This window comes from Nitrosospira multiformis, from assembly GCF_900110185.1.
GTDB lineage: Bacteria > Pseudomonadota > Gammaproteobacteria > Burkholderiales > Nitrosomonadaceae > Nitrosospira > Nitrosospira multiformis_A.
In genome coordinates this window covers 26012-44161 of the sequence record NZ_FOCT01000003.1, presented here as the reverse complement: position 1 = coordinate 44161, position 18150 = coordinate 26012, and the positions used below count along the sequence as shown (strand labels likewise).

General features: G+C 53.6%; 15 protein-coding genes. 8 read left to right on the top strand and 7 right to left on the bottom strand.

Annotation, left to right across the window (positions count from 1 at the left end; translation table 11 throughout):
* Window positions 1-36: 36 nt before the first annotated feature.
* Window positions 37-708 (bottom strand): protein-L-isoaspartate O-methyltransferase family protein, encoded by a 672-nt coding sequence (locus BMY01_RS04280; protein ID WP_074744652.1) that lies wholly within the window; start codon window positions 706-708, stop codon window positions 37-39.
* A 267-nt stretch (window positions 709-975) separates the two neighbouring features.
* Here BMY01_RS04280 and thiC point away from each other — a divergent pair, with 267 nt between their 5' ends.
* Both thiC and BMY01_RS04270 read left to right on the top strand, forming a co-directional pair.
* Window positions 976-2883, top strand: coding sequence for a phosphomethylpyrimidine synthase ThiC (gene thiC / locus BMY01_RS04275; protein ID WP_074745101.1), 1908 nt, complete (start codon window positions 976-978; stop codon window positions 2881-2883).
* A 292-nt stretch (window positions 2884-3175) separates the two neighbouring features.
* Window positions 3176-3997, top strand: coding sequence for an undecaprenyl-diphosphate phosphatase (locus BMY01_RS04270; protein ID WP_074744650.1), 822 nt, complete (start codon window positions 3176-3178; stop codon window positions 3995-3997).
* A gap of 148 nt (window positions 3998-4145) precedes the next feature.
* On the opposite strand, the gene BMY01_RS04265 is transcribed toward BMY01_RS04270, so the two are convergent.
* Window positions 4146-4604 (bottom strand): rhodanese-like domain-containing protein, encoded by a 459-nt coding sequence (locus tag BMY01_RS04265; RefSeq protein WP_074745099.1) that lies wholly within the window; start codon window positions 4602-4604, stop codon window positions 4146-4148.
* Window positions 4605-4868: 264 nt separating this feature from the next.
* Between BMY01_RS04265 and glnA the strand changes: the two genes are divergently transcribed.
* From glnA to BMY01_RS04250, 3 genes are all read left to right on the top strand, one after another.
* The gene (glnA, locus tag BMY01_RS04260; RefSeq protein WP_074744648.1) at window positions 4869-6278 is read left to right on the top strand and encodes a type I glutamate--ammonia ligase; all 1410 of its coding nucleotides are present in this window, start codon (window positions 4869-4871) and stop codon (window positions 6276-6278) included.
* A gap of 59 nt (window positions 6279-6337) precedes the next feature.
* On the top strand, window positions 6338-7003 hold the full coding sequence (locus BMY01_RS04255; RefSeq protein ID WP_074744646.1) for a tetratricopeptide repeat protein: 666 nt from the start codon (window positions 6338-6340) through the stop codon (window positions 7001-7003).
* Between the two features lie 231 nt (window positions 7004-7234).
* Window positions 7235-8497, top strand: coding sequence for a putative Na+/H+ antiporter (locus BMY01_RS04250; RefSeq protein ID WP_074744644.1), 1263 nt, complete (start codon window positions 7235-7237; stop codon window positions 8495-8497).
* A gap of 93 nt (window positions 8498-8590) precedes the next feature.
* On the opposite strand, the gene BMY01_RS04245 is transcribed toward BMY01_RS04250, so the two are convergent.
* From BMY01_RS04245 to BMY01_RS04225, 5 genes are all read right to left on the bottom strand, one after another.
* The gene (locus tag BMY01_RS04245) at window positions 8591-8884 is read right to left on the bottom strand and encodes a LapA family protein (RefSeq protein ID WP_074744642.1); all 294 of its coding nucleotides are present in this window, start codon (window positions 8882-8884) and stop codon (window positions 8591-8593) included.
* Window positions 8885-9130: 246 nt separating this feature from the next.
* Complete coding sequence (gene pbpG, locus BMY01_RS04240) at window positions 9131-9967, bottom strand: D-alanyl-D-alanine endopeptidase (protein ID WP_074744640.1); 837 nt, start codon at window positions 9965-9967, stop codon at window positions 9131-9133.
* 165 nt (window positions 9968-10132) lie between these two features.
* On the bottom strand, window positions 10133-13213 hold the full coding sequence (locus BMY01_RS04235) for an EAL domain-containing protein (RefSeq protein ID WP_074744638.1): 3081 nt from the start codon (window positions 13211-13213) through the stop codon (window positions 10133-10135).
* Between the two features lie 131 nt (window positions 13214-13344).
* Window positions 13345-13785 carry a response regulator gene (locus BMY01_RS04230; RefSeq protein WP_074744636.1) on the bottom strand — a complete coding sequence of 147 codons (441 nt, stop codon included), beginning with the start codon at window positions 13783-13785 and terminating at the stop codon, window positions 13345-13347.
* 12 nt (window positions 13786-13797) lie between these two features.
* Window positions 13798-15810 carry a PAS domain-containing sensor histidine kinase gene (locus tag BMY01_RS04225; protein ID WP_074744634.1) on the bottom strand — a complete coding sequence of 671 codons (2013 nt, stop codon included), beginning with the start codon at window positions 15808-15810 and terminating at the stop codon, window positions 13798-13800.
* 388 nt (window positions 15811-16198) lie between these two features.
* Here BMY01_RS04225 and BMY01_RS04220 point away from each other — a divergent pair, with 388 nt between their 5' ends.
* Genes BMY01_RS04220 through BMY01_RS04210 form a run of 3 tightly spaced genes read left to right on the top strand, consistent with a single transcriptional unit; the run spans window position 16199 to window position 18108 of the window.
* Window positions 16199-16846 carry a MotA/TolQ/ExbB proton channel family protein gene (locus BMY01_RS04220; protein ID WP_011381597.1) on the top strand — a complete coding sequence of 216 codons (648 nt, stop codon included), beginning with the start codon at window positions 16199-16201 and terminating at the stop codon, window positions 16844-16846.
* A complete protein-coding gene (locus BMY01_RS04215) occupies window positions 16833-17234 on the top strand; it encodes an ExbD/TolR family protein (RefSeq protein WP_074744632.1) in 402 nt (133 codons plus the stop codon). Before BMY01_RS04220 ends, BMY01_RS04215 begins: the two co-directional genes overlap by 14 nt.
* A gap of 10 nt (window positions 17235-17244) precedes the next feature.
* Window positions 17245-18108 (top strand): hypothetical protein, encoded by an 864-nt coding sequence (locus tag BMY01_RS04210; protein WP_074744630.1) that lies wholly within the window; start codon window positions 17245-17247, stop codon window positions 18106-18108.
* The last annotated feature ends 42 nt before the right edge of the window (window positions 18109-18150 follow it).

Here is an 18150-nt window from a genome sequence, read left to right as displayed (position 1 = left end):
GCGTGGACTGCAATTCCTGAAGTTCGGGCCGAAAGATCAGAATGTAAATCTCGCCGGTTGCTTCGCATTTCTGAGTGGCGCAATACAGGTTTCGAACAGGCCGACTGTGCTATACGCGCCCGCGCGCCCGTTTTCCTCCTGTGCCACGCAAGTAACCAGAAGAGCCTGCATTACCGGTGGATCGCCCACTACAGCAAAGAGACGCCCGCCAGTTTTAAGGCTCTTCTGAAATCCCTCCGGCAGCACCGGGGTGGATCCGGTCAGGACGATAACATCATAGGGACCGTGCTGGGTCCAGCCGCGGGCAGCATCGCCATTTTCCACCAGAACGTTGGCAATCTGGTGGTTCCGCAGGTTCTTTTCGGCCATGGCTGCCAGTTCCGGCACGATTTCCACGCTATGAACAAATCCGCCTTTTTTGGCAAGCAGCGCAGTCATGTAACCGCTGCCACTCCCCACTTCCAGAATTCTGTCGGTATTATTAATTCTCAACTCCTGCAGAATCCGCGCTTCAACCTTGGGGGCGAGCATTACCTCCCCGTATCCCAGCGGGATTTCCATATCGACGAATGCAAGTGAACGGTAAGCTGCCGGGACAAATTCCTCGCGCCGCAGCTCGAACAATAGTTGGAGAACCTCCTGGTCCAGCACCTCCCACGTACGAATTTGCTGCTCCACCATGTTATACCGACTTTGTTCGAGATCCATATCCAACCATCTGCTCCTATATGAAATGTCATAACAAACTTGCAATTATTCCACATTTCCGTTAGCTTCACAGCAGCAGCTAGGGGTCCGTTTCCGCAAGCAGCCGGAAACTGGTGAGAGAGTCCCTCATGGAACCCGCGAATAAGTACATTGCATATCACGCCTATTCGACGGTTCCTCTACCTGACACGGATAATGCCGCCGTAGGGAAGCTGGGAATCGGTTGTCCGGTTGTCCCGCTCCTTTATGGCACTCAAGGAGCGTAATATGAATGCAACAGTTTCAAGCGCGGTACAAATTCCATCACCCTTTTCGGGCAAGACCGCGCAGGTTGACGAAGGCGCGGTCAAGCCTCTGCCCCGGTCAAGAAAAATCTACCTGAGCGGTTCCCGCCCGGATATCCGGGTTCCCATGCGAGAAATCAGCCAGTCCGATACGCCAGCCGGCATGGGAGCGGAAAAAAACCCGCCGATTTATGTCTATGACACTTCCGGCCCTTATACCGATCCGGCGGTCAAAATTGACATTCGCTCCGGTCTGGCGCCGCTGCGCGAAAAATGGATAGATGAACGCGGCGATACGGAAGTTCTTTCGGGTCCGGCTTCCATCTATGGCAGGCAACGTCTGAACGACCAGCGGCTGGCCGAATTGCGCTTCGACCTGAAGCGCAATCCACGTCGCGCCAGGACTGAAGCAAACGTGACACAGATGCATTATGCACGACGTGGCATCGTCACACCCGAAATGGAGTTTATAGCCATACGGGAGAATCAGCGTTGCGAGCATTTGGCCGATCAACACCGGGAACTGCTTGCGCGCCAGCACCCGGGTCATGATTTCGGTGCGTTTCTGCCCCGCCACATCACGCCTGAGTTCGTACGTGACGAGGTCGCCAGGGGGCGCGCCATCATTCCCGCCAACATCAACCATCCCGAATCCGAACCAATGATCATCGGGCGCAACTTTCTGGTGAAGATCAACGCAAACATCGGCAATTCGGCACTAAGCTCAAGCATTCAGCAAGAAGTCGAGAAAATGACATGGGCAATACGCTGGGGGGGCGATACGGTGATGGACCTCTCCACTGGCAAAAACATCCATGAGACGCGCGAATGGATCATACGTAACAGTCCCGTTCCCATCGGCACGGTGCCGATCTACCAGGCCCTGGAAAAAGTAAATGGCAAGGCAGAAGATCTGACCTGGGAAATTTTTCGCGATACGCTGATAGAGCAGGCTGAACAGGGTGTGGACTATTTCACCATTCATGCCGGCGTACGACTTGCCTATGTTCCGATGACGGCAAAACGCCTCACCGGTATCGTTTCCCGCGGCGGATCGATAATGGCGAAGTGGTGTCTTGCACATCACAAGGAGAGTTTCCTGTATACGCAGTTCGAGGAAATCTGTGAAATCATGAAGGCTTACGATGTAAGCTTCTCCCTCGGCGACGGATTACGCCCCGGTTCCATATATGATGCGAATGATGAAGCCCAGTTTGCGGAGCTGAAAACGCTCGGTGAGCTGACACAGATTGCCTGGAAGCATGACGTGCAGGTAATGATCGAAGGCCCCGGCCATGTTCCCATGCATCTCATCAAGGAGAACATGGATATGCAACTGAAATATTGTGCCGAAGCCCCGTTCTATACGCTGGGGCCTCTCACTACCGACATCGCCCCTGGCTATGATCATATTACCTCTGCCATCGGCGCAGCCATGATCGGCTGGTACGGTACCGCGATGCTATGTTACGTAACGCCCAAGGAGCATCTCGGCCTGCCGGACAAGGATGACGTCAAGGACGGCATCATTACGTATAAAATTGCTGCGCATGCCGCAGATCTGGCAAAGGGACATCCCGGTGCACAGTTACGCGACAATGCTCTTTCCAAAGCACGCTTCGAGTTTCGCTGGGAAGATCAGTTCAACCTTGGTCTCGATCCTGACAAGGCAAGGCAGTTCCATGATGAAACTCTGCCGCAGGAAGGCGCAAAGCTCGCCCATTTCTGTTCGATGTGCGGTCCGCATTTCTGCTCAATGAAAATCACACAGGATGTACGCGACTTTGCGGCGAGCAAAGGTGTCAGCGAGCAAGAGGCCCTGGAAAAAGGCATGGAAGAAAAAGCGAGCGAATTTGTAGCAAAGGGAACAGAGATTTACAGCAAGGTGTAAGCGGCATGACAGCCGGCTTGTGCCGGCTTGCCATTGAAAAAAGGCGACAGGAGGATGCAGGCGGTTACATTGCGCCAAGACATCCATTCCTGCACGCCTCCCGCAAAAGCGTCGCAAGTATTCTCAAACCGAAGTCGGTTTGATGCGATAATATCGAAAAAATAAACAGTCGCGCTCTCGGCGTTACTTCTCTACTGGATACCCATTGTCTGTATTCCCTGGTAACACCATGGTTCCTTCCCGTTCGTTCCCGGTTACCCGCGGTCTCCCGGCTTCTGGCGGATAATCTGGAATGGACTGGTTTCTTCTCCTCAAGGGGCTCATCCTTGGCATAGTCGAAGGTCTGACGGAATTTCTTCCGATTTCGTCCACCGGTCACCTGATTCTGGTCAGCGATCTGCTCAACTTCAATGACGAAAAGGGCAAGGTATTTACCATCGTCATTCAGCTTGGCGCGATTCTGGCGGTATGTTGGGAATATCGCGTCAAGCTGCGGCATGTAGTGACGGACATCGGCTCCCGTCAGGACGCAAATCGCTTTGTGTTGAATCTCTTGATCGCGTTTCTGCCAGCCGCAATTCTGGGTTTGCTGTTCATTAAAACCATCAAGCAATACCTGTTTCATCCGGTACCGGTCGCGCTGGCATTCATAGTCGGTGGCCTTCTGATTCTTTGGGCCGAGCGCAGGACGCATGTGGTGGACGTGGAACGGGTCGAAGACATGGACTGGAAACATGCCTTGAAGGTGGGATTGGCGCAGTGCCTGGCGCTCATACCCGGCACTTCGCGCTCTGGCGCCACCATTATTGGGGGCCTCTTCTTCGGCCTGTCGCGCAAGGCCGCTACTGAATTTTCATTTTTCCTCGCGATTCCGATCATGTTCGCAGCAACTTTTTATGATCTTTACAAGAATCGCGATATCCTTCATCTGGATGATGTGAGCGTGTTCGCGATCGGTTTTGTGGCATCGTTTATCAGCGCACTCCTGGCGGTGAGGGGCTTAATCCGTTTTGTCAGCCACCATGATTTCTCCGTTTTTGCCTGGTATCGCATCGGATTCGGAATTATTGTCCTGCTGACGGCGTACTCCGGGATGGTTCAGTGGTCAGCGTAAGAAGGATTCCTGTCCAATGAGTTTTGCGCATGCACTTACGCTCCATTATTTTCCAGATTATTGTCGCCGCGATAAGCATGCCCCGAGCCTCTCGAGAGCCAGGATGAACAGGGGGAATTTAACCCGGAGCGATGGAGACGAAAGACCCTCAACTCTGCACCCAGGGTAGTCCTGCCGCCTTCCAGCCACCCTTCTTACCGCGATGGCCGGTTGCGTCCTTCTCACCTTCGAATCCTTCGAGAACGTTGTAGCAATTCGTATAACCCAGTTCGGAAGCGGTAGCTGCGGCCTGATGCGAACGTCCTCCCGTACGGCAGATGAACATGACCAACGATTCCTGATCTACCTGGCTGGAAAGATAGTTGATGAAATCAGGGTTGGAACGCATTCCCGGATAAGACTGCCATTCGATTTCCACTGCACCCGGAATTCTTCCTACCCAATCCCATTCCGCGCGTGAACGCACATCCACCAGTTTCGCCTCCGGCGCTTCCTGAAGCAAGGTAAGCGCCTCGGTCGGTAACAGCGCCCCTTGATAGGGCAGATCCATTTCCTCGGCACGCTTATGCGCCCTTTCGAGTATTGCAGTAATTGTTTCGGTTTCCATATGTTTTACCATGAGGCGAATGAAATAATATGTAATGGTAATCGATTTTCAGCCATCTGGATGCCTGGAAAATTTCAATCGAGGGACAGGATGCAACAAACCCTACCTCTTCCAACTTGCGGTATTTTATTGCTGAGGGAATGGCCGCTCCCCTCCTAGGATATAATATCAATTCTGCAAATTCCCTTTATATAAGGACACTCAACTTTTTAAAAGGAAGGCGCTTTCGCACGCTTGCATATTTGATATGGCTTGGAGACTGAAATGGCGGTAGCCGATGTTCTGAAAATGATTCAGGACAACGAAGTCAGATTCGTTGATCTACGATTTACCGATACCCGCGGTAAAGAACAGCATGTAACCCTGCCCGCTCACGTCGTCGATGCGGATAAACTGGAGGATGGTCATACATTCGATGGCTCTTCCATCGCCGGCTGGAAGGGTGTGCAGGCGTCGGATATGCTCCTGATACCGGATACCGGTACTGCGCGGATGGATCCATTCATGGACGAGGCTACACTGTTCATCACCTGCGATGTGGTGGAGCCCGCAGATGGGAAGGGTTACGACCGGGATCCCCGTTCCCTGGCAAAACGCGGCGAAGCCTACCTCAAGTCGACAGGCATCGGTGATACCGCGTTTTTCGGCCCGGAGCCTGAATTCTTCATTTTTGATTCCGTAACTTGGCATGCCGACATGTCCGGCTGTTCCGTAAAAATCGAGTCGGAAGAAGCAGCATGGAGCTCGGGAGTAAAATATGAGGGTGGCAATATCGGGCATCGTCCTGGTATCAAAGGGGGCTATTCCCCGGTTCCCCCGATCGACTCCTTGCATGACATCCGGTCGGCGATGTGTCTTGCGCTTGAGGAAATGGGTATCGAAGTTGAAGTGCACCACCACGAAACGGCGACTGCCGGACAGTGTGAGATAGGCACCAAGTACAGCAGCCTGGTGCAGCGTGCCGACTGGACGCAGGTATTCAAATACGTGGTGCACAACATTGCCCACTCGTATGGAAAGACGGCAACCTTCATGCCAAAGCCCATTGTAGGTGACAATGGCTCCGGGATGCACGTGCACCAGTCGATCTGGAAAGGCGGACGAAACCTGTTTTCCGGAAACGGTTATGCCGGACTTTCGGAAATGGCAATGTATTATATTGGCGGAATCATCAAGCATGCCAAGGCCTTGAACGCCATCACCAACCCCGGTACCAACTCGTACAAGCGCCTCGTTCCAGGTTTTGAAGCACCCATCAATCTTGCATATTCCGTAAGTAACCGTTCGGCCGCCATCCGCATTCCTTATGCCAACAACCCCAAAGGCCGCCGGATCGAGGTGCGCTTCCCTGACCCTACCGCGAACCCTTACCTTGCATTTACTGCCATGCTGATGGCGGGGCTGGATGGAATCCAGAACAAGATTCACCCGGGCGATCCGATGGATAAGAATCTCTACGACCTTCCACCCGAGGAAGCTGCCAGAATTCCCAATCCTTGCGCTTCCCTGGATGAAGCACTGGACAGCCTGGATAAGGACCGTAATTTCCTCACTCGCGGCGGGGTGTTTTCGAATGATATGATAGATGCTTACATCGAGCTCAAGATGGAAGAAGTTACGCGCTTCCGGATGACGACGCATCCGGTCGAATTCGATATGTACTACAGCTTGTGAGCACTGTTTCTCACGCTCGGACCGCTCATGCTGTTTCATTAATCAGGACATAATATCCGATGAAAATTCTTTTTGTTACATTGCTCGCGCTGCCGATGCTCATGCTTGCCGGATGTGGTCAGAAAACAGCGAAGGACGCGGAAAAACCCGGCGAGCAGCAGGCGCAACTGCCAGATGAGTTCACTTCTGAAAAGCAAATGCCATCAGTGCTGGAAGAAAGCCTGAGCCCGGAAGAGAAGTCTGCAATATTGAAAGAAATCATGCCGGCCGGGCCTGAGAGCGATTCCACACCGGAGGAAAAATTCCTGCAGTTGAAAAAAGACGCGGAGGCTGGCGATCCCAAAGCACAGACTGGCCTCGGCGTTATGTACTATACGGGTGAAGCGATATCCAAGGATGCTTCGGGCAAAATCCTGAGTAACGATCCCGCTACCGCCGCCGCCTGGTTTCATCGCGCAGCTGAGCAGGGCTATGCGGATGCGCAATTCAACCTGGGGTTGCTGTATGCCAACGGCGAGGGCGTTCCTAAAGATTCAGTCAAGGCGTTCGGGCTATTTCAAAAAGCGGCCGAACAGGGTAATGTAGACGCGCAAAATAACGTGGGTGTGATGTATTACTCAGGTGAAGGTGTGCCCAGAGACGAAGCCAAGGCGAAAGAATGGTTCAAGAAAGCGGCGGCCCAGGGTAATGCCGACGCGCAGGCAAACCTGGATGTAATGAAATAAGAGCTTCGCTGTTGGTTTCGAGAATCGGGGCATCTCCGTAATGCAAGTATCGGTATTACGCTTGTGTTACCGCAAAGAGTGCGTTGTTCGTCATTATGTCGGCGCATTCAGTCAACCTCCGATAGCCCTTCAGAGTTTCACTCCATAAGGACATAAGGAGATGCCTATCCGAGGGTAGGTTACTGTATTCCATCCTCTCACCCTCAAATCCTTACTACATAAAGGGAGTTGGTGACACCTTCAACAATTCAGATAATCAGTGCAGCGCTATTCGTGGTTGCACTCCTGCATACGTTTTCCACCAGATTTTTTGAGCGATTGGCAAACGCGCGTCCCGCCCACGCAGGGATATGGCATTTATTGGGTGAAGTAGAAGTCGTGTTCGGCTTCTGGGCCATGATTCTCATACTGTTCATGTTTGCAGTGGAAGGCCGTGACAGCGCAATCGGTTACCTGGATTCGCGTAACTTTACGGAACCCATGTTCGTCTTTGCGATCATGGTCGTTGCTGGAACAAAGCCGATCCTCCAGCTTGCCATGCTCTCGGTACGCACCGTGGCGCAATTCATTCCGCTGTCGCGTGCGATCGTTTTCTACTTTACGACGCTTTCCCTCGTTCCACTGCTCGGTTCCTTCATCACCGAACCGGCAGCCATGACGCTCGCTGCCCTGATTCTTCGAGATAATTATTTCTCTCGCGGAATTTCGCTCAAGCTTAAATACACTACCCTCGGGGTTCTGTTCGTCAATGTATCCATCGGCGGCACCTTGACACCCTTCGCTGCACCTCCCGTGCTCATGGTGGCGGGGAAATGGGGATGGGATATCTGGTTCATGATATCCACTTTCGGTTGGAAAGCAGCTATCGTCGTGATAGTGAATGCGGCGAGCGCCACGTTGCTGTTTCGCCGCGAATTGTCCCAAGGGGGGCTCGGGCAGAATTTGTCTGATGGTGAAGAGAAAGCGCCGGGTCTTCTTGTAGCTGTGCACCTCATCTTCCTGATCGGAATAGTGACATTTGCTCATCATCCTGCCGTCTTTATGGGACTTTTCCTGTTTTTTCTTGGCATCGCCCATGCATATCAAAAACATCAGAACCGGTTTATCCTGCGGGAGGGTTTGCTGGTGGCATTTTTCCTGGCCGGTCTGGTAGTGCTGGGCGGACAGCAGCAGTGGTGGTTGCAGCCGCTATTGCTGGGAATGAGCAGCGAGGCAGTATTCTTTGGCGCCACGCTGCTGACCGCAATAACGGATAATGCGGCCCTTACCTATCTTGGCTCGCTTGTAGAGGGGCTATCAGGTTCTTTCAAATATGCGCTGGTTGCAGGCGCAGTTACAGGGGGCGGACTCACGATCATCGCGAATGCGCCCAATCCTGCCGGGGTCGCTATTCTGCGTGGCAATTTCGAGGATGGGACCATTCACCCGTTAGGCCTGCTGACAGCGGCAATACCACCGACTATCGTGGCTCTCCTGGCATTCCGCTTGCTCTAGGGAACCGCTGAACAAATCCCTCTCAAAGCTCCATCCCCTCCGGGTTGCAGCAAAATCGAGTCTGGCCGATTTCGGGCCGCATCTTCAATAACCTTACGGGACAGATGCTTCGTTCTGCTTCAAGGCGCGCAAGCTGTCATTTTCGGCGCGTAACGCTTCGACCTCCTTATGCAGTCTTCCTATCGCCATGCGTTCGCGCAACATGGTCGGCAGTGTAACGAGCGCTCCTATGAGCGCTCCCAGACCGAAGCAGACTGCGACCACAACGGCAAGCGACGCATCGGCACGCCAAAGTAAGAATATGACGCTTACTTCGACAGCGTTCTGAACCGCAAACGTGACAATGAGGAAAACGATGACGAGCGCTGCAATCAATTGCAATTGCATAACAACTCCTTTCCGGACACCCGTATCCGAATCGGGGAAAACGGCTTCACCTCAGCAAGAAGCACGATGTGCCAGATACGAACGTGGAAGACCTGTCGGGCTATACCTGCCGGTTCCGGTTGCAAAAAGTGATGGAAAGAGAGCGTCCGAAGGCTGCTCCGAACGCGATTCCATACACTTGAATCAACAAAAGGATAACCGAACAAAAGTGGCGCTATCCTCGCGGCAAGCAGGCCACTTCACACGCTAACCGCGTATTTTGCGAGTGAAGCCGGTTTCCAGCCACTTCTTGATACGATTGGCATCGCCAATCCGGGAATTCTTTCCCCAGGAATCGAGCAGCACGATTATGGTCGGCTTGCCTGTGATATTTGCATGCATCACCAGACAGCGCCCGGCCTCGCTGAGAAATCCTGTTTTGGATATCCCGATATCCCAACTGCTGCTCCTTACCAACCTGTTGGAGTTGACGTAATTCAGGTTGCGGCTGCGTACCTTCCCCATGGATGCCACCTCGTGCGCAGCGGTCGTGGAAAATACGCGGATGAGGCGATACCCGTGTGCCGCCTTGACCATTTTTGCGAGATCGCGCGCGGTGGAGACATTGCCGCTGTTCAAGCCGGTCGAGTCAACAAAATAGGTGCTGCCCATTCCCAACTGGAATGCCTTGCGGTTCATGGCTGTAACAAACGCATTGAGGCCGCCGGGATACGTACGTCCCAGCGCCGCAGCAGCGCGATTCTCCGAAGACATCAAGGCCAGTCGCAACAATTCTCCGCGGGTGAACTTCGCTCCTACCCGCAGGCGGGAACGAGTATACTTGATGACATCAACATCAGCCGAGTCAATGACTATTTCCTGGTTCAGCGGCAGTTTTGCATCGAGCACAACCATTGCGGTCATGAGTTTGGTAATCGAAGCGATCGGCATGACAGTGTCTGCGTTCTTGTGGAAAAGAACCTGTCCCCGCTGTGGATCCACAACCAGCGCTGAGTTGGACCGGAGAGACAAGTCGGCCGGTTTTGCAAAAGCGCCTCCCATAAACGCAAGCGTGGCGCAAACCACCAATATGGCGTTCTTCATTTGTATTATCCAATGGAGTTGTCCGCCCTCCCTGCGGACTGGGCCTACGGCCGTAAAGTACCAAATATCACGAGCTAGGGAAAGAGCTATGTTCAGGGGCGCGCGCACGGAAAGGATTTTTCTAGAAGGGAAGCGAGTGAGAATGGATCGGTGAGTGACTGGGACTTACTGCTCGGCGCAAGCGCCATTGCTCATTGACAGGCGGTAGCCATCCATAAGCACTTTGGATGCACCCTCGAGCGGCAAAGGCTGGGAAAAATAGTAGCCCTGCATTTCATCGCACCCGTGTCTTATCAGAAAATCCAGTTGCGCCCTTGTTTCAACGCCCTCAGCCACTACTTTCAGCCCAAGGCTGTGCGCGAGCTTGATCATGGCTACGGTAATGGTTGCGTCGTCGGGATCCGTCGTGACATCGCGGATGAAGGCACGGTCGATCTTGAGTACATCCAGAGGGAAGCGCTTGAGATAGGCAAGACTGGAATAGCCGGTACCAAAATCGTCCATCGATATCTGGACACCGAAGGCTTTCAGATTCTGCAAGGCGTTGGCGGCCATCTCGGCCTCCTTCATCAATACCGACTCCGTAAGCTCGAATTCCAGCAGACGCGGATCGATGTTCGTAGCCTTCAACGTTTCCCCGATAATGCTATCCAGATCCTGTTGCTGAAACTGCCGGGCTGACAGATTGATCGAGATGGGATGCAGCACCAGTCCCTGGCCCTGCCATTCCCTGATCTGCTCACAAACCGTTTTCACCACCCACTCGCCTACCGATACGATCAACCCCGTATCCTCGAGGACGGAAATGAACTGCAGCGGAGGCACCAGTCCATGCGCGGGGTGCTGCCAACGCAGCAGCGCCTCAAAACCGGTAATCTCTCCGTTGATCAGACTTGCTTTGGGTTGGTAGTGAAGCACGAACTCGCGCCTTGCCAGAGCGCCGCGAAGTTGCGTCTCGATTTTCAGGCGAGCCACCGCGCGCTCATTCATCTGCGGAAGGTAAAACTGATAAATCGCCGGCCCCTGCTCTTTTGCCTGGAACATTGCGGTATCCGCATTTCTGAGCAGGCTGTCTGCATCGGTACCATCGCCGGGATAGATGCTGATTCCAAGGCTTGCAGAAACATAGATCTCCTGTGTTTCCAGTTCAAAGGGTATCTGGAGCGCCGAAATAACCTTCTCCGCAATTAAGGTTGCATCTTCAGCTTGTACAAGATCAGACAGAATCAAGGCAAACTCATCTCCTCCAAGACGGGCAACCGTGTCGCATGAACGCACACACTGCTGCAGTCTCTTTGCCACATGGATCAGCAGCTCGTCACCAGTAGAATGGCCCATTGTGTCGTTGACGATCTTGAACCGGTCCAGATCCGCAAATACCACGCCGACGCGGCGACGATTGCGATGGGCATGTTCCATCGCCTGCCGGAGACGATCAAGAAAAAGACTTCGATTAGGCAGTTCCGTCAGGGGATCAAACTGGGCCAGGTAGGTGAGACGCTCCTCCGTTGTCTTGCGGTCAATTGCAGTTGCGAGAATATTCGCGAGACTCTGAAGAAAATTGATACTGCTGGACGTGAAGCGCTGCGGCTCGGGCGAATAGGCTCCAAGGATCCCATAAGGTCCCCCCACCCCCGAGATAAGCACATCTGCGCAACTGCGTATATTATGGCTCCTCAGGATGCTGGAAGGCTTGAAACGGGTTTCCGTCTGGAAGTCCTCCACAATGACGGACTGATGGCTCGCGAGTACAAAGCGATTTTGACTGTTCTCGTATGTAAACGATATCTGCCTTCCAATCCAGTCTTTCTGCCAGCCGACCCCGGATTTAAGAACAAAAGAACGGAAATCCGGCGCAAGCTGGAGCGCCTTGCAGAACTCGACACTGAGACCTTGAGAAGCAATCACCGCTGCTTGGCCCCACAACAAAGCAAGATTTCCGCTGGCCAGCGCCTGTTGCCCGAACGCGGCAATGAGTCCCTGCTGCATGGCATGCTCCTGGATTGCAAAGTCAGTTTGCTTGCGTTTGGTAATGTCGATGGCAGTGCCCACTATTCTCAGTTCATCTGGATTGGTGCTCCATTTCAATGCCTTCGCAATATGCAGATGGCGCACTGCCTTGTGTTCGCGCAAAATCCGGAAATCGAGTTGAACGCGTCCATCCTCGGCGCTGACCCGTTCCAGATGCGTCTCCTGCTGGGGCAGATCGTCCGGATGGGTATAGGATTTCCATATGTCATACGTGATGCGACTCCCGGGAGCAATCCCGTAGATCTCGTACATCCGGTCATTCCAGATCATTTCATTGGTCGCAGTGTTCCACTCCCAGATACCGATGGCGGCTGCTTCCGTGGCAAGAGCAAGTCGTGTCCTCTCTTCCAGCAAAACGCGCTCCCTTCTGTTCGATTCTGCCCGCAGCCAGACATTTTCTATGACAGTCGGCAATCGCTGGAGGTAGCCTGCGGTCTTCACCACGTAATCGGCAGCACCCAGTTTGAGTGACTGCCGGGCAATCTCCTCATCCTCGCTCCCGATAAAGAGAATGATGGGCAGATCAAGTCCCCGTACCTGGCAAAGCTCCTTCAGAACGTCCGTCGCGGAGGCGCCGGGCAAGCGGTAATCGAGCAGCAACACGTCAACCTCGGTCTTTCTATCCTGTTCAGCAAGATAGGAAAAAACCTCCTCAGCTGACTGAACAGATTCGATTCGAAGGTGTGGCGCAGTGGAAGCCAGTGCCTGTTTCATCATTTCGGCGTCATGCGGATTAGGCTCAACGTATAAAACCTGCAGTACTGTAGCGCGGCGGTAAGTTTCTGTCTGGAACTTGTCGAGCGTCGCACGAAGCACGAGCCCAAGAGTTTCGAGAAAGCGCCCGTGCTTTATGACGTAATCGTCAGCTCCCGCTCGAAGTAACGAGAGGATGGCTTCTTCCCTGCTGGAACCGGTAAGAACCACGACTGGAAGCGGTAGATGTCGTCTGCGAATCTGAGCCAGCAACGTTTCACCACTCCCGTCCGGAAGATTGAGGTCCGTCAGGACGATATCGTAGCGAGGAGAGGCTCCCGGTCTGCCGATTGCTGGGATACCGAGGCTGGTTCCATAGAGATCTTGGAATCTTTCCACTCGGTGCAAAGCTTCTGCCAGTGAACTGACGATATCGAGCTGAATGTCGGGCGCACGTTTTTTCAGTTCCAATCGCACCAGATCGGCATCCAGCGCATTATCCTCAAGGTAGAGCACTCTCATCGGAAAACCTTTGAATAATTTCCCCGAAGGCCGGAAAAGGCCCTCGAGGACTTCAGTTTCCTATCGTATCCTCGCACCCTCCGGGGTATTGCCCGAGCTCTGCGCGACCTCGCATCCTGCATGAAACTCATTCAGAAACCTCTAATCCTTGCAGAACAATGGATATTAAGAACAGTCCAGTAGAGCTCGATCTGCCGGGCCACATCAATGAATTTTTCGAAGTCCACCGGCTTTACGATGTAGGAATTCGCACCGAGCAGATAGGCTTCATGAACGTCGACATCTTCGGAGGAAGACGTAAGCACCACGACCGGAACAGTTCCAAGCAAGGAATGCTCCCGTATGGTTCGCAGGACTTCCAGTCCGTTTACTTTGGGTAGTTTGAGGTCTAGCAGTACAACCGAAGGCGGGAGGTCAGTTGTTCTCCAGTTCGAAAAAAAATCGAGCGCTTCCTGACCATCCCGCAGCACTTCGAGTGGATTGGTCAGGTTGTGCCGCACAAAAGCACGCCGCGTGAGATCGACATCCATCGGGTTGTCTTCAATAAGCAGAATCGGCAACGCAGTGTTCATGAAAACACCCCCCTATAAGTCCTGTTCTTGCAACTGCTCGAATGGCGTAGGGTCAGACAGTGGCAGTTGTAGGTAAAAGACAGCTCCGGCACCTACCTGGCTTTCCGCCCATACCCGTCCTCCCATACGCTCCATCGCTTTTTGCACCATTGCAAGCCCGATGCCCGTTCCCGGATATTCCTCGGCTCGTTGCAAGCGCTGGAATATCTCAAAAATTTTGTCGTAAAAACGCATATCAAATCCGATGCCGTTGTCGCGCACACAAAGAATGCAATTGCTATCCGAAGTCCAGGCGCGGATTTCGATGATAGCCTCCGGGGCATGTATGGAGAACTTGATGGCGTTATCGATCAGGTTGCGTAGAGCGATTGCAAGACCATCGGGATCAGCGCGAACGTGGAAATCATCCACACTGACAGTGAGGCGCACGTTTTGCAGATTATCCCCGAACTGGGCCAACACCTTTGATACGAAAGCGGGAAGCCTGATGACCATCGAAGACAGTTTTCGCCGCTCAAGTTTTGAGTAGGAGAGCAGATCTTCGATTAAATCTGTCATATGCTTGGTGGCTGAACGGACATTTGTCAGAAAACTGCGACCTTCCTCGTCGAGGCGTTCGTAGTAGTTTTCCAGCAGCAGCCGGCTGTACCCGGCTATACCGCGCAGGGGCGCTCTCAGATCATGCGATACCGAATAACAGAAATTTTCCAGTTCCTTGCTCTTGGCAAGAAGCTGGGCAGTACGCTCATTCACCTTGTATTCAAGATTAACCTTGGCGTCACGCAAGGCTTCCTCAGCCTGTTTGCGCTCGGTGACATCCTTAATGGTAAGAAAAGCCAGTCCTTTACTGTTCTCGTAGCGCAAAACCGTTCCGGAATAACTGAAGATTCTCAACCACTCTTTATCCAGCCGCCTGATGCGCAGTTCCAGATCATGCAGATGCTCGCCCCGGAGAATGCGCGTCAAGGGCCATTGATCTATAGGCACGACGTTGCCCTCGGTTGTCGATAACTCATAGATGCGAGCAAAATTATGAAGACTGCCAAAAACTTCTTCCGCATTGTCGATCTCATGCATTCGCAAAGCGGCGGGATTCCAGTGGAGAAGATTACGATTGAAATCGGAGATGATAAGCCCCTCGGTTATATGCTCCATCACCACCTGAAGCCGCTTTTCTGTCTCACGCTGCGCCTCTTCCCGGAGTCTCTGATCGTGGACGTCGGTATTGGTCCCGAACCACTGCACAACCTGACCTTCCTCGTTTCTTAACGGCTCGGCGCGGGTCAGAAATACCCGGAGTTCCCCGTCCGCACCACGCAGTGGAATTTCCATATCGAGCGGCTGCTCAGCAGCAGTAGCCTCGCTCCAACGTTTTATTACCTCCGGCAGCAGTTGGGGATCATGAACCTTTTGCCAGCCCCAGCCCATCATCTCTTCGGGAGTGGTTCCGGTATAGTCGTACCAGCGCTGGTTGTACCAGGACCTGGATCCATCCGTCTCCCCTATCCATGCAAGCTGGGGGATGGTATTGACCATTGTTCGGAATCGCGCCTCATTTGCACGCAACTTGGCCTCTGCGCGGCGGCGGGCGCTGAGATCAAACGCCATTGCAAGAAATTGCACTTGCTCAGGCCGCGTGGACAATTCCAGGTGAACCTCGACCGGGTAATGCGTGCCGTCCGCACGCAGATGGGTCGCCTCGAAAACCAGGATTTCTTTCTCACCCTTCATGAGTGGATCAATCAAAGCCCGGAACGATGTCTCGTCGAACTCGCGTTCGACTTCGAGCAGCGTCATCTTTTGCAGCAAATCCATGCTGTAGCCAAGATTGCGCCGGGCTCCCCGGTTGGCGTACTCGAAATGCAGTGTCTGAGCATTCAGCAGATAAATTTCGTTCAGACTCTGATCGAGAATTTCTGCAATCGGGGTACGAACATTCTCCACAGTGGCAAGACAGGTCGTATCGCGAGCGTTCTCAGAAGCGCACGCAACACTCCCTGTGTAGTTTTGGTTTAGGGATATCATTACGGAAAAACCTGATGCTCTTTTGCAAGAACGATTCGACTCGGAAAAACTCGGAAAAAACAGAGCTATGAAACCCTAAAACGGGCCGGGTGAATAGCTGTAAGATTTTACAGGGTGGCAGGATGAAAATTAGGCTGGAGTGTTTGATCCAAACTTTCCGCAGACCGAAAGGAACAGAATGAAAACAGCCTGATCTGTAAACTTTCCCTATTCGTGGAGAAGGGAAGCGCGTCTTTTTGAGCCGCGCCCCACCGCTCTCACCGCATCATAAACATGCACCTGTGGATGGAGAGCGTCCTCCCCAGCTGCAGGAAATTGCAAGGCCTGAAGAGACAGCTGTCGACAATTTAATCAACATGGGACTTATCGTCCCCGCTCGGAGATAAACATGCAGGAACTGAATGCAACCTGGACCGCACTGAAACTCGGCGGCTTTACCGTTTTGCCGCTGTCATTGCTGGCGGTGATCGCATTGGCGATCATGCTTGAAAAGGCGTTCATCTATTGGAAGTTTGCGCGCCTGTCTCACGACCTGCTGAATCTGGTTGAGACTTACGGCTTTGCATGGGCCGATCTGGAAAAAATACTCTCCGGATTGGATGATCGCCACTACTACAAGCGCTTCTTCGAGGTTGTGATCAGTAACAGACACCATCCGTCCTGGTGGACGGAGTCGCGCGCGGCAGACGAAGCCCAGTTAATCGAGACATCGCTGGGACGCCGGTTGTGGGTGCTGGAAACGATCGTCACCGCAGCGCCTCTGCTCGGGCTTGTCGGAACGGTTATCGGCATGATGCGCGCTTTCCAGGTCATTGGCGGCGAAGGGGTGGTCAACCCCACGGCCGTGACGGGAGGAGTAGCCGAAGCCCTTATCGCCACCGTCGTTGGCCTCCTGATTGCGCTGATTGCACTCTTCGGCTTCAATTACTTCTCCCGCCTTCAATCCCAAACGATGGATGAAATGGAACGACTGGGCACCCGCCTCATCGATCATATTCGCCTGGATCAGGAGGAGAGTGGTCATGAAGCGGCGTAAACCCAGGGAATACCGCAGGGGGCGCATCGAAATCATCCCGATGATCGACGTGATGTTTTTCCTGCTTGCCACATTCATGCTTTCGTCATTATCGATGCAGAATCTCGATTCCCTGCAGGTGAATCTGCCGCAAGGCGAGGCCGAAAAACTCAGCGCCAAAACGCCAGTTACACTGACCTTGACGAGTGACAGCAAAATCTTTGTCAACCGCACGCCCGTGACCCTGGAGACGCTGGGTGACACTCTCAAACCACTGCTGCGCGATTCCGAACAGAAAGTGGTGGTATCGGCAGACAGCGACGCACCGCAAGGGATTGTCGTGCAGGCGATGCTGCGTGCTCGTGGTGCGGGCGCGCAGCACTTTCTGATCGCCGTCAAACACGAGTAATCCCGAACACATGCTCAAGTCCGGATCGAGGGAAATCCGCATCTGGTGGCCCCTGCCGCTGGCTTCTGTCCTCTGGGTGATTATCATCTGGGCGTTCGGGTTCTTTCTCACCGCGCCTGAGGTGGAGATCAAGGGGCCTCCAGCAATCGAGGCCAGCTTCGTGGAACTGGCTGAAGAAACACCCGAACAGAAGGTGGCGCCGGCTGCGCCACCCAGTCCCAAGGCACCTCCTGCGTCCAAACCTCCCCCTAAGCCCCGGCCTCAACCGCGGCTGGGAGAAGGAGGAACCAAGCCGCTGAAACCCAAACGGGAAAAAGCAATGGAAAACCGTGAGGGCAGCAAGGAACGCACGCCGGTTCAGAAAACTGTTCCACAGGCTTCTCCAGAGACTGAACGCCCAAAAGACCTGCTGGCATATATGAATGAGGCGCGGGAGCGGCGCCGGGCAGGCGGAATTTTCGAGGATGAACCCGCTGAACCTGAGGCGGTCGAACGCGAGCCTTCCGAAGAAGAACTGCGCATGGCTAACGTGATGCGCAACCTCAAGGAACCTGGCGCAAGCGGGATATTCCAGATCATCAGGATGGGGCCGCGAACGGCACAGTTTCTGTTTCGTGCCTGGAAGAAGGATAGCAGCGTTCCCCGCCGGGAGTTGGTGGAAGTCGATGCCGGACCCGGTGGCGATATTCAACGGGCCATCGTTCGAAAAATGATCGAGCTGATCCGGCAATACCACAAAGGGGATTTCAACTGGGAATCCTACCGCCTCGACCGTGTGGTCGTCCTCTCCGCCCGGCCGGAAGACAGCAAGGGTCTGGAGGATTTCCTGATACGCGAGTTTTTTGGAGAGGAGGCTGCGCCGCGACAGCGATGAAGGTCGCCCTGACGGCGAAGTTATTCGCTATCCCATGTATTC

Bases quoted from the DNA above. Each gene is read 5' to 3' on its own strand.
- BMY01_RS04280 (WP_074744652.1), bottom strand. From the start codon at position 708: ATGGATCTCGAACAAAGTCGGTATAACATGGTGGAGCAGCAAATTCGT.
- thiC (WP_074745101.1), top strand. From the start codon at position 976: ATGAATGCAACAGTTTCAAGCGCGGTACAAATTCCATCACCCTTTTCG.
- BMY01_RS04270 (WP_074744650.1), top strand. From the start codon at position 3,176: ATGGACTGGTTTCTTCTCCTCAAGGGGCTCATCCTTGGCATAGTCGAA.
- BMY01_RS04265 (WP_074745099.1), bottom strand. From the start codon at position 4,604: ATGGAAACCGAAACAATTACTGCAATACTCGAAAGGGCGCATAAGCGT.
- glnA (WP_074744648.1), top strand. From the start codon at position 4,869: ATGGCGGTAGCCGATGTTCTGAAAATGATTCAGGACAACGAAGTCAGA.
- BMY01_RS04255 (WP_074744646.1), top strand. From the start codon at position 6,338: ATGAAAATTCTTTTTGTTACATTGCTCGCGCTGCCGATGCTCATGCTT.
- BMY01_RS04245 (WP_074744642.1), bottom strand. From the start codon at position 8,884: ATGCAATTGCAATTGATTGCAGCGCTCGTCATCGTTTTCCTCATTGTC.
- pbpG (WP_074744640.1), bottom strand. From the start codon at position 9,967: ATGAAGAACGCCATATTGGTGGTTTGCGCCACGCTTGCGTTTATGGGA.
- BMY01_RS04235 (WP_074744638.1), bottom strand. From the start codon at position 13,213: ATGAGAGTGCTCTACCTTGAGGATAATGCGCTGGATGCCGATCTGGTG.
- BMY01_RS04230 (WP_074744636.1), bottom strand. From the start codon at position 13,785: ATGAACACTGCGTTGCCGATTCTGCTTATTGAAGACAACCCGATGGAT.
- BMY01_RS04225 (WP_074744634.1), bottom strand. From the start codon at position 15,810: ATGATATCCCTAAACCAAAACTACACAGGGAGTGTTGCGTGCGCTTCT.
- BMY01_RS04220 (WP_011381597.1), top strand. From the start codon at position 16,199: ATGCAGGAACTGAATGCAACCTGGACCGCACTGAAACTCGGCGGCTTT.
- BMY01_RS04215 (WP_074744632.1), top strand. From the start codon at position 16,833: ATGAAGCGGCGTAAACCCAGGGAATACCGCAGGGGGCGCATCGAAATC.
- BMY01_RS04210 (WP_074744630.1), top strand. From the start codon at position 17,245: ATGCTCAAGTCCGGATCGAGGGAAATCCGCATCTGGTGGCCCCTGCCG.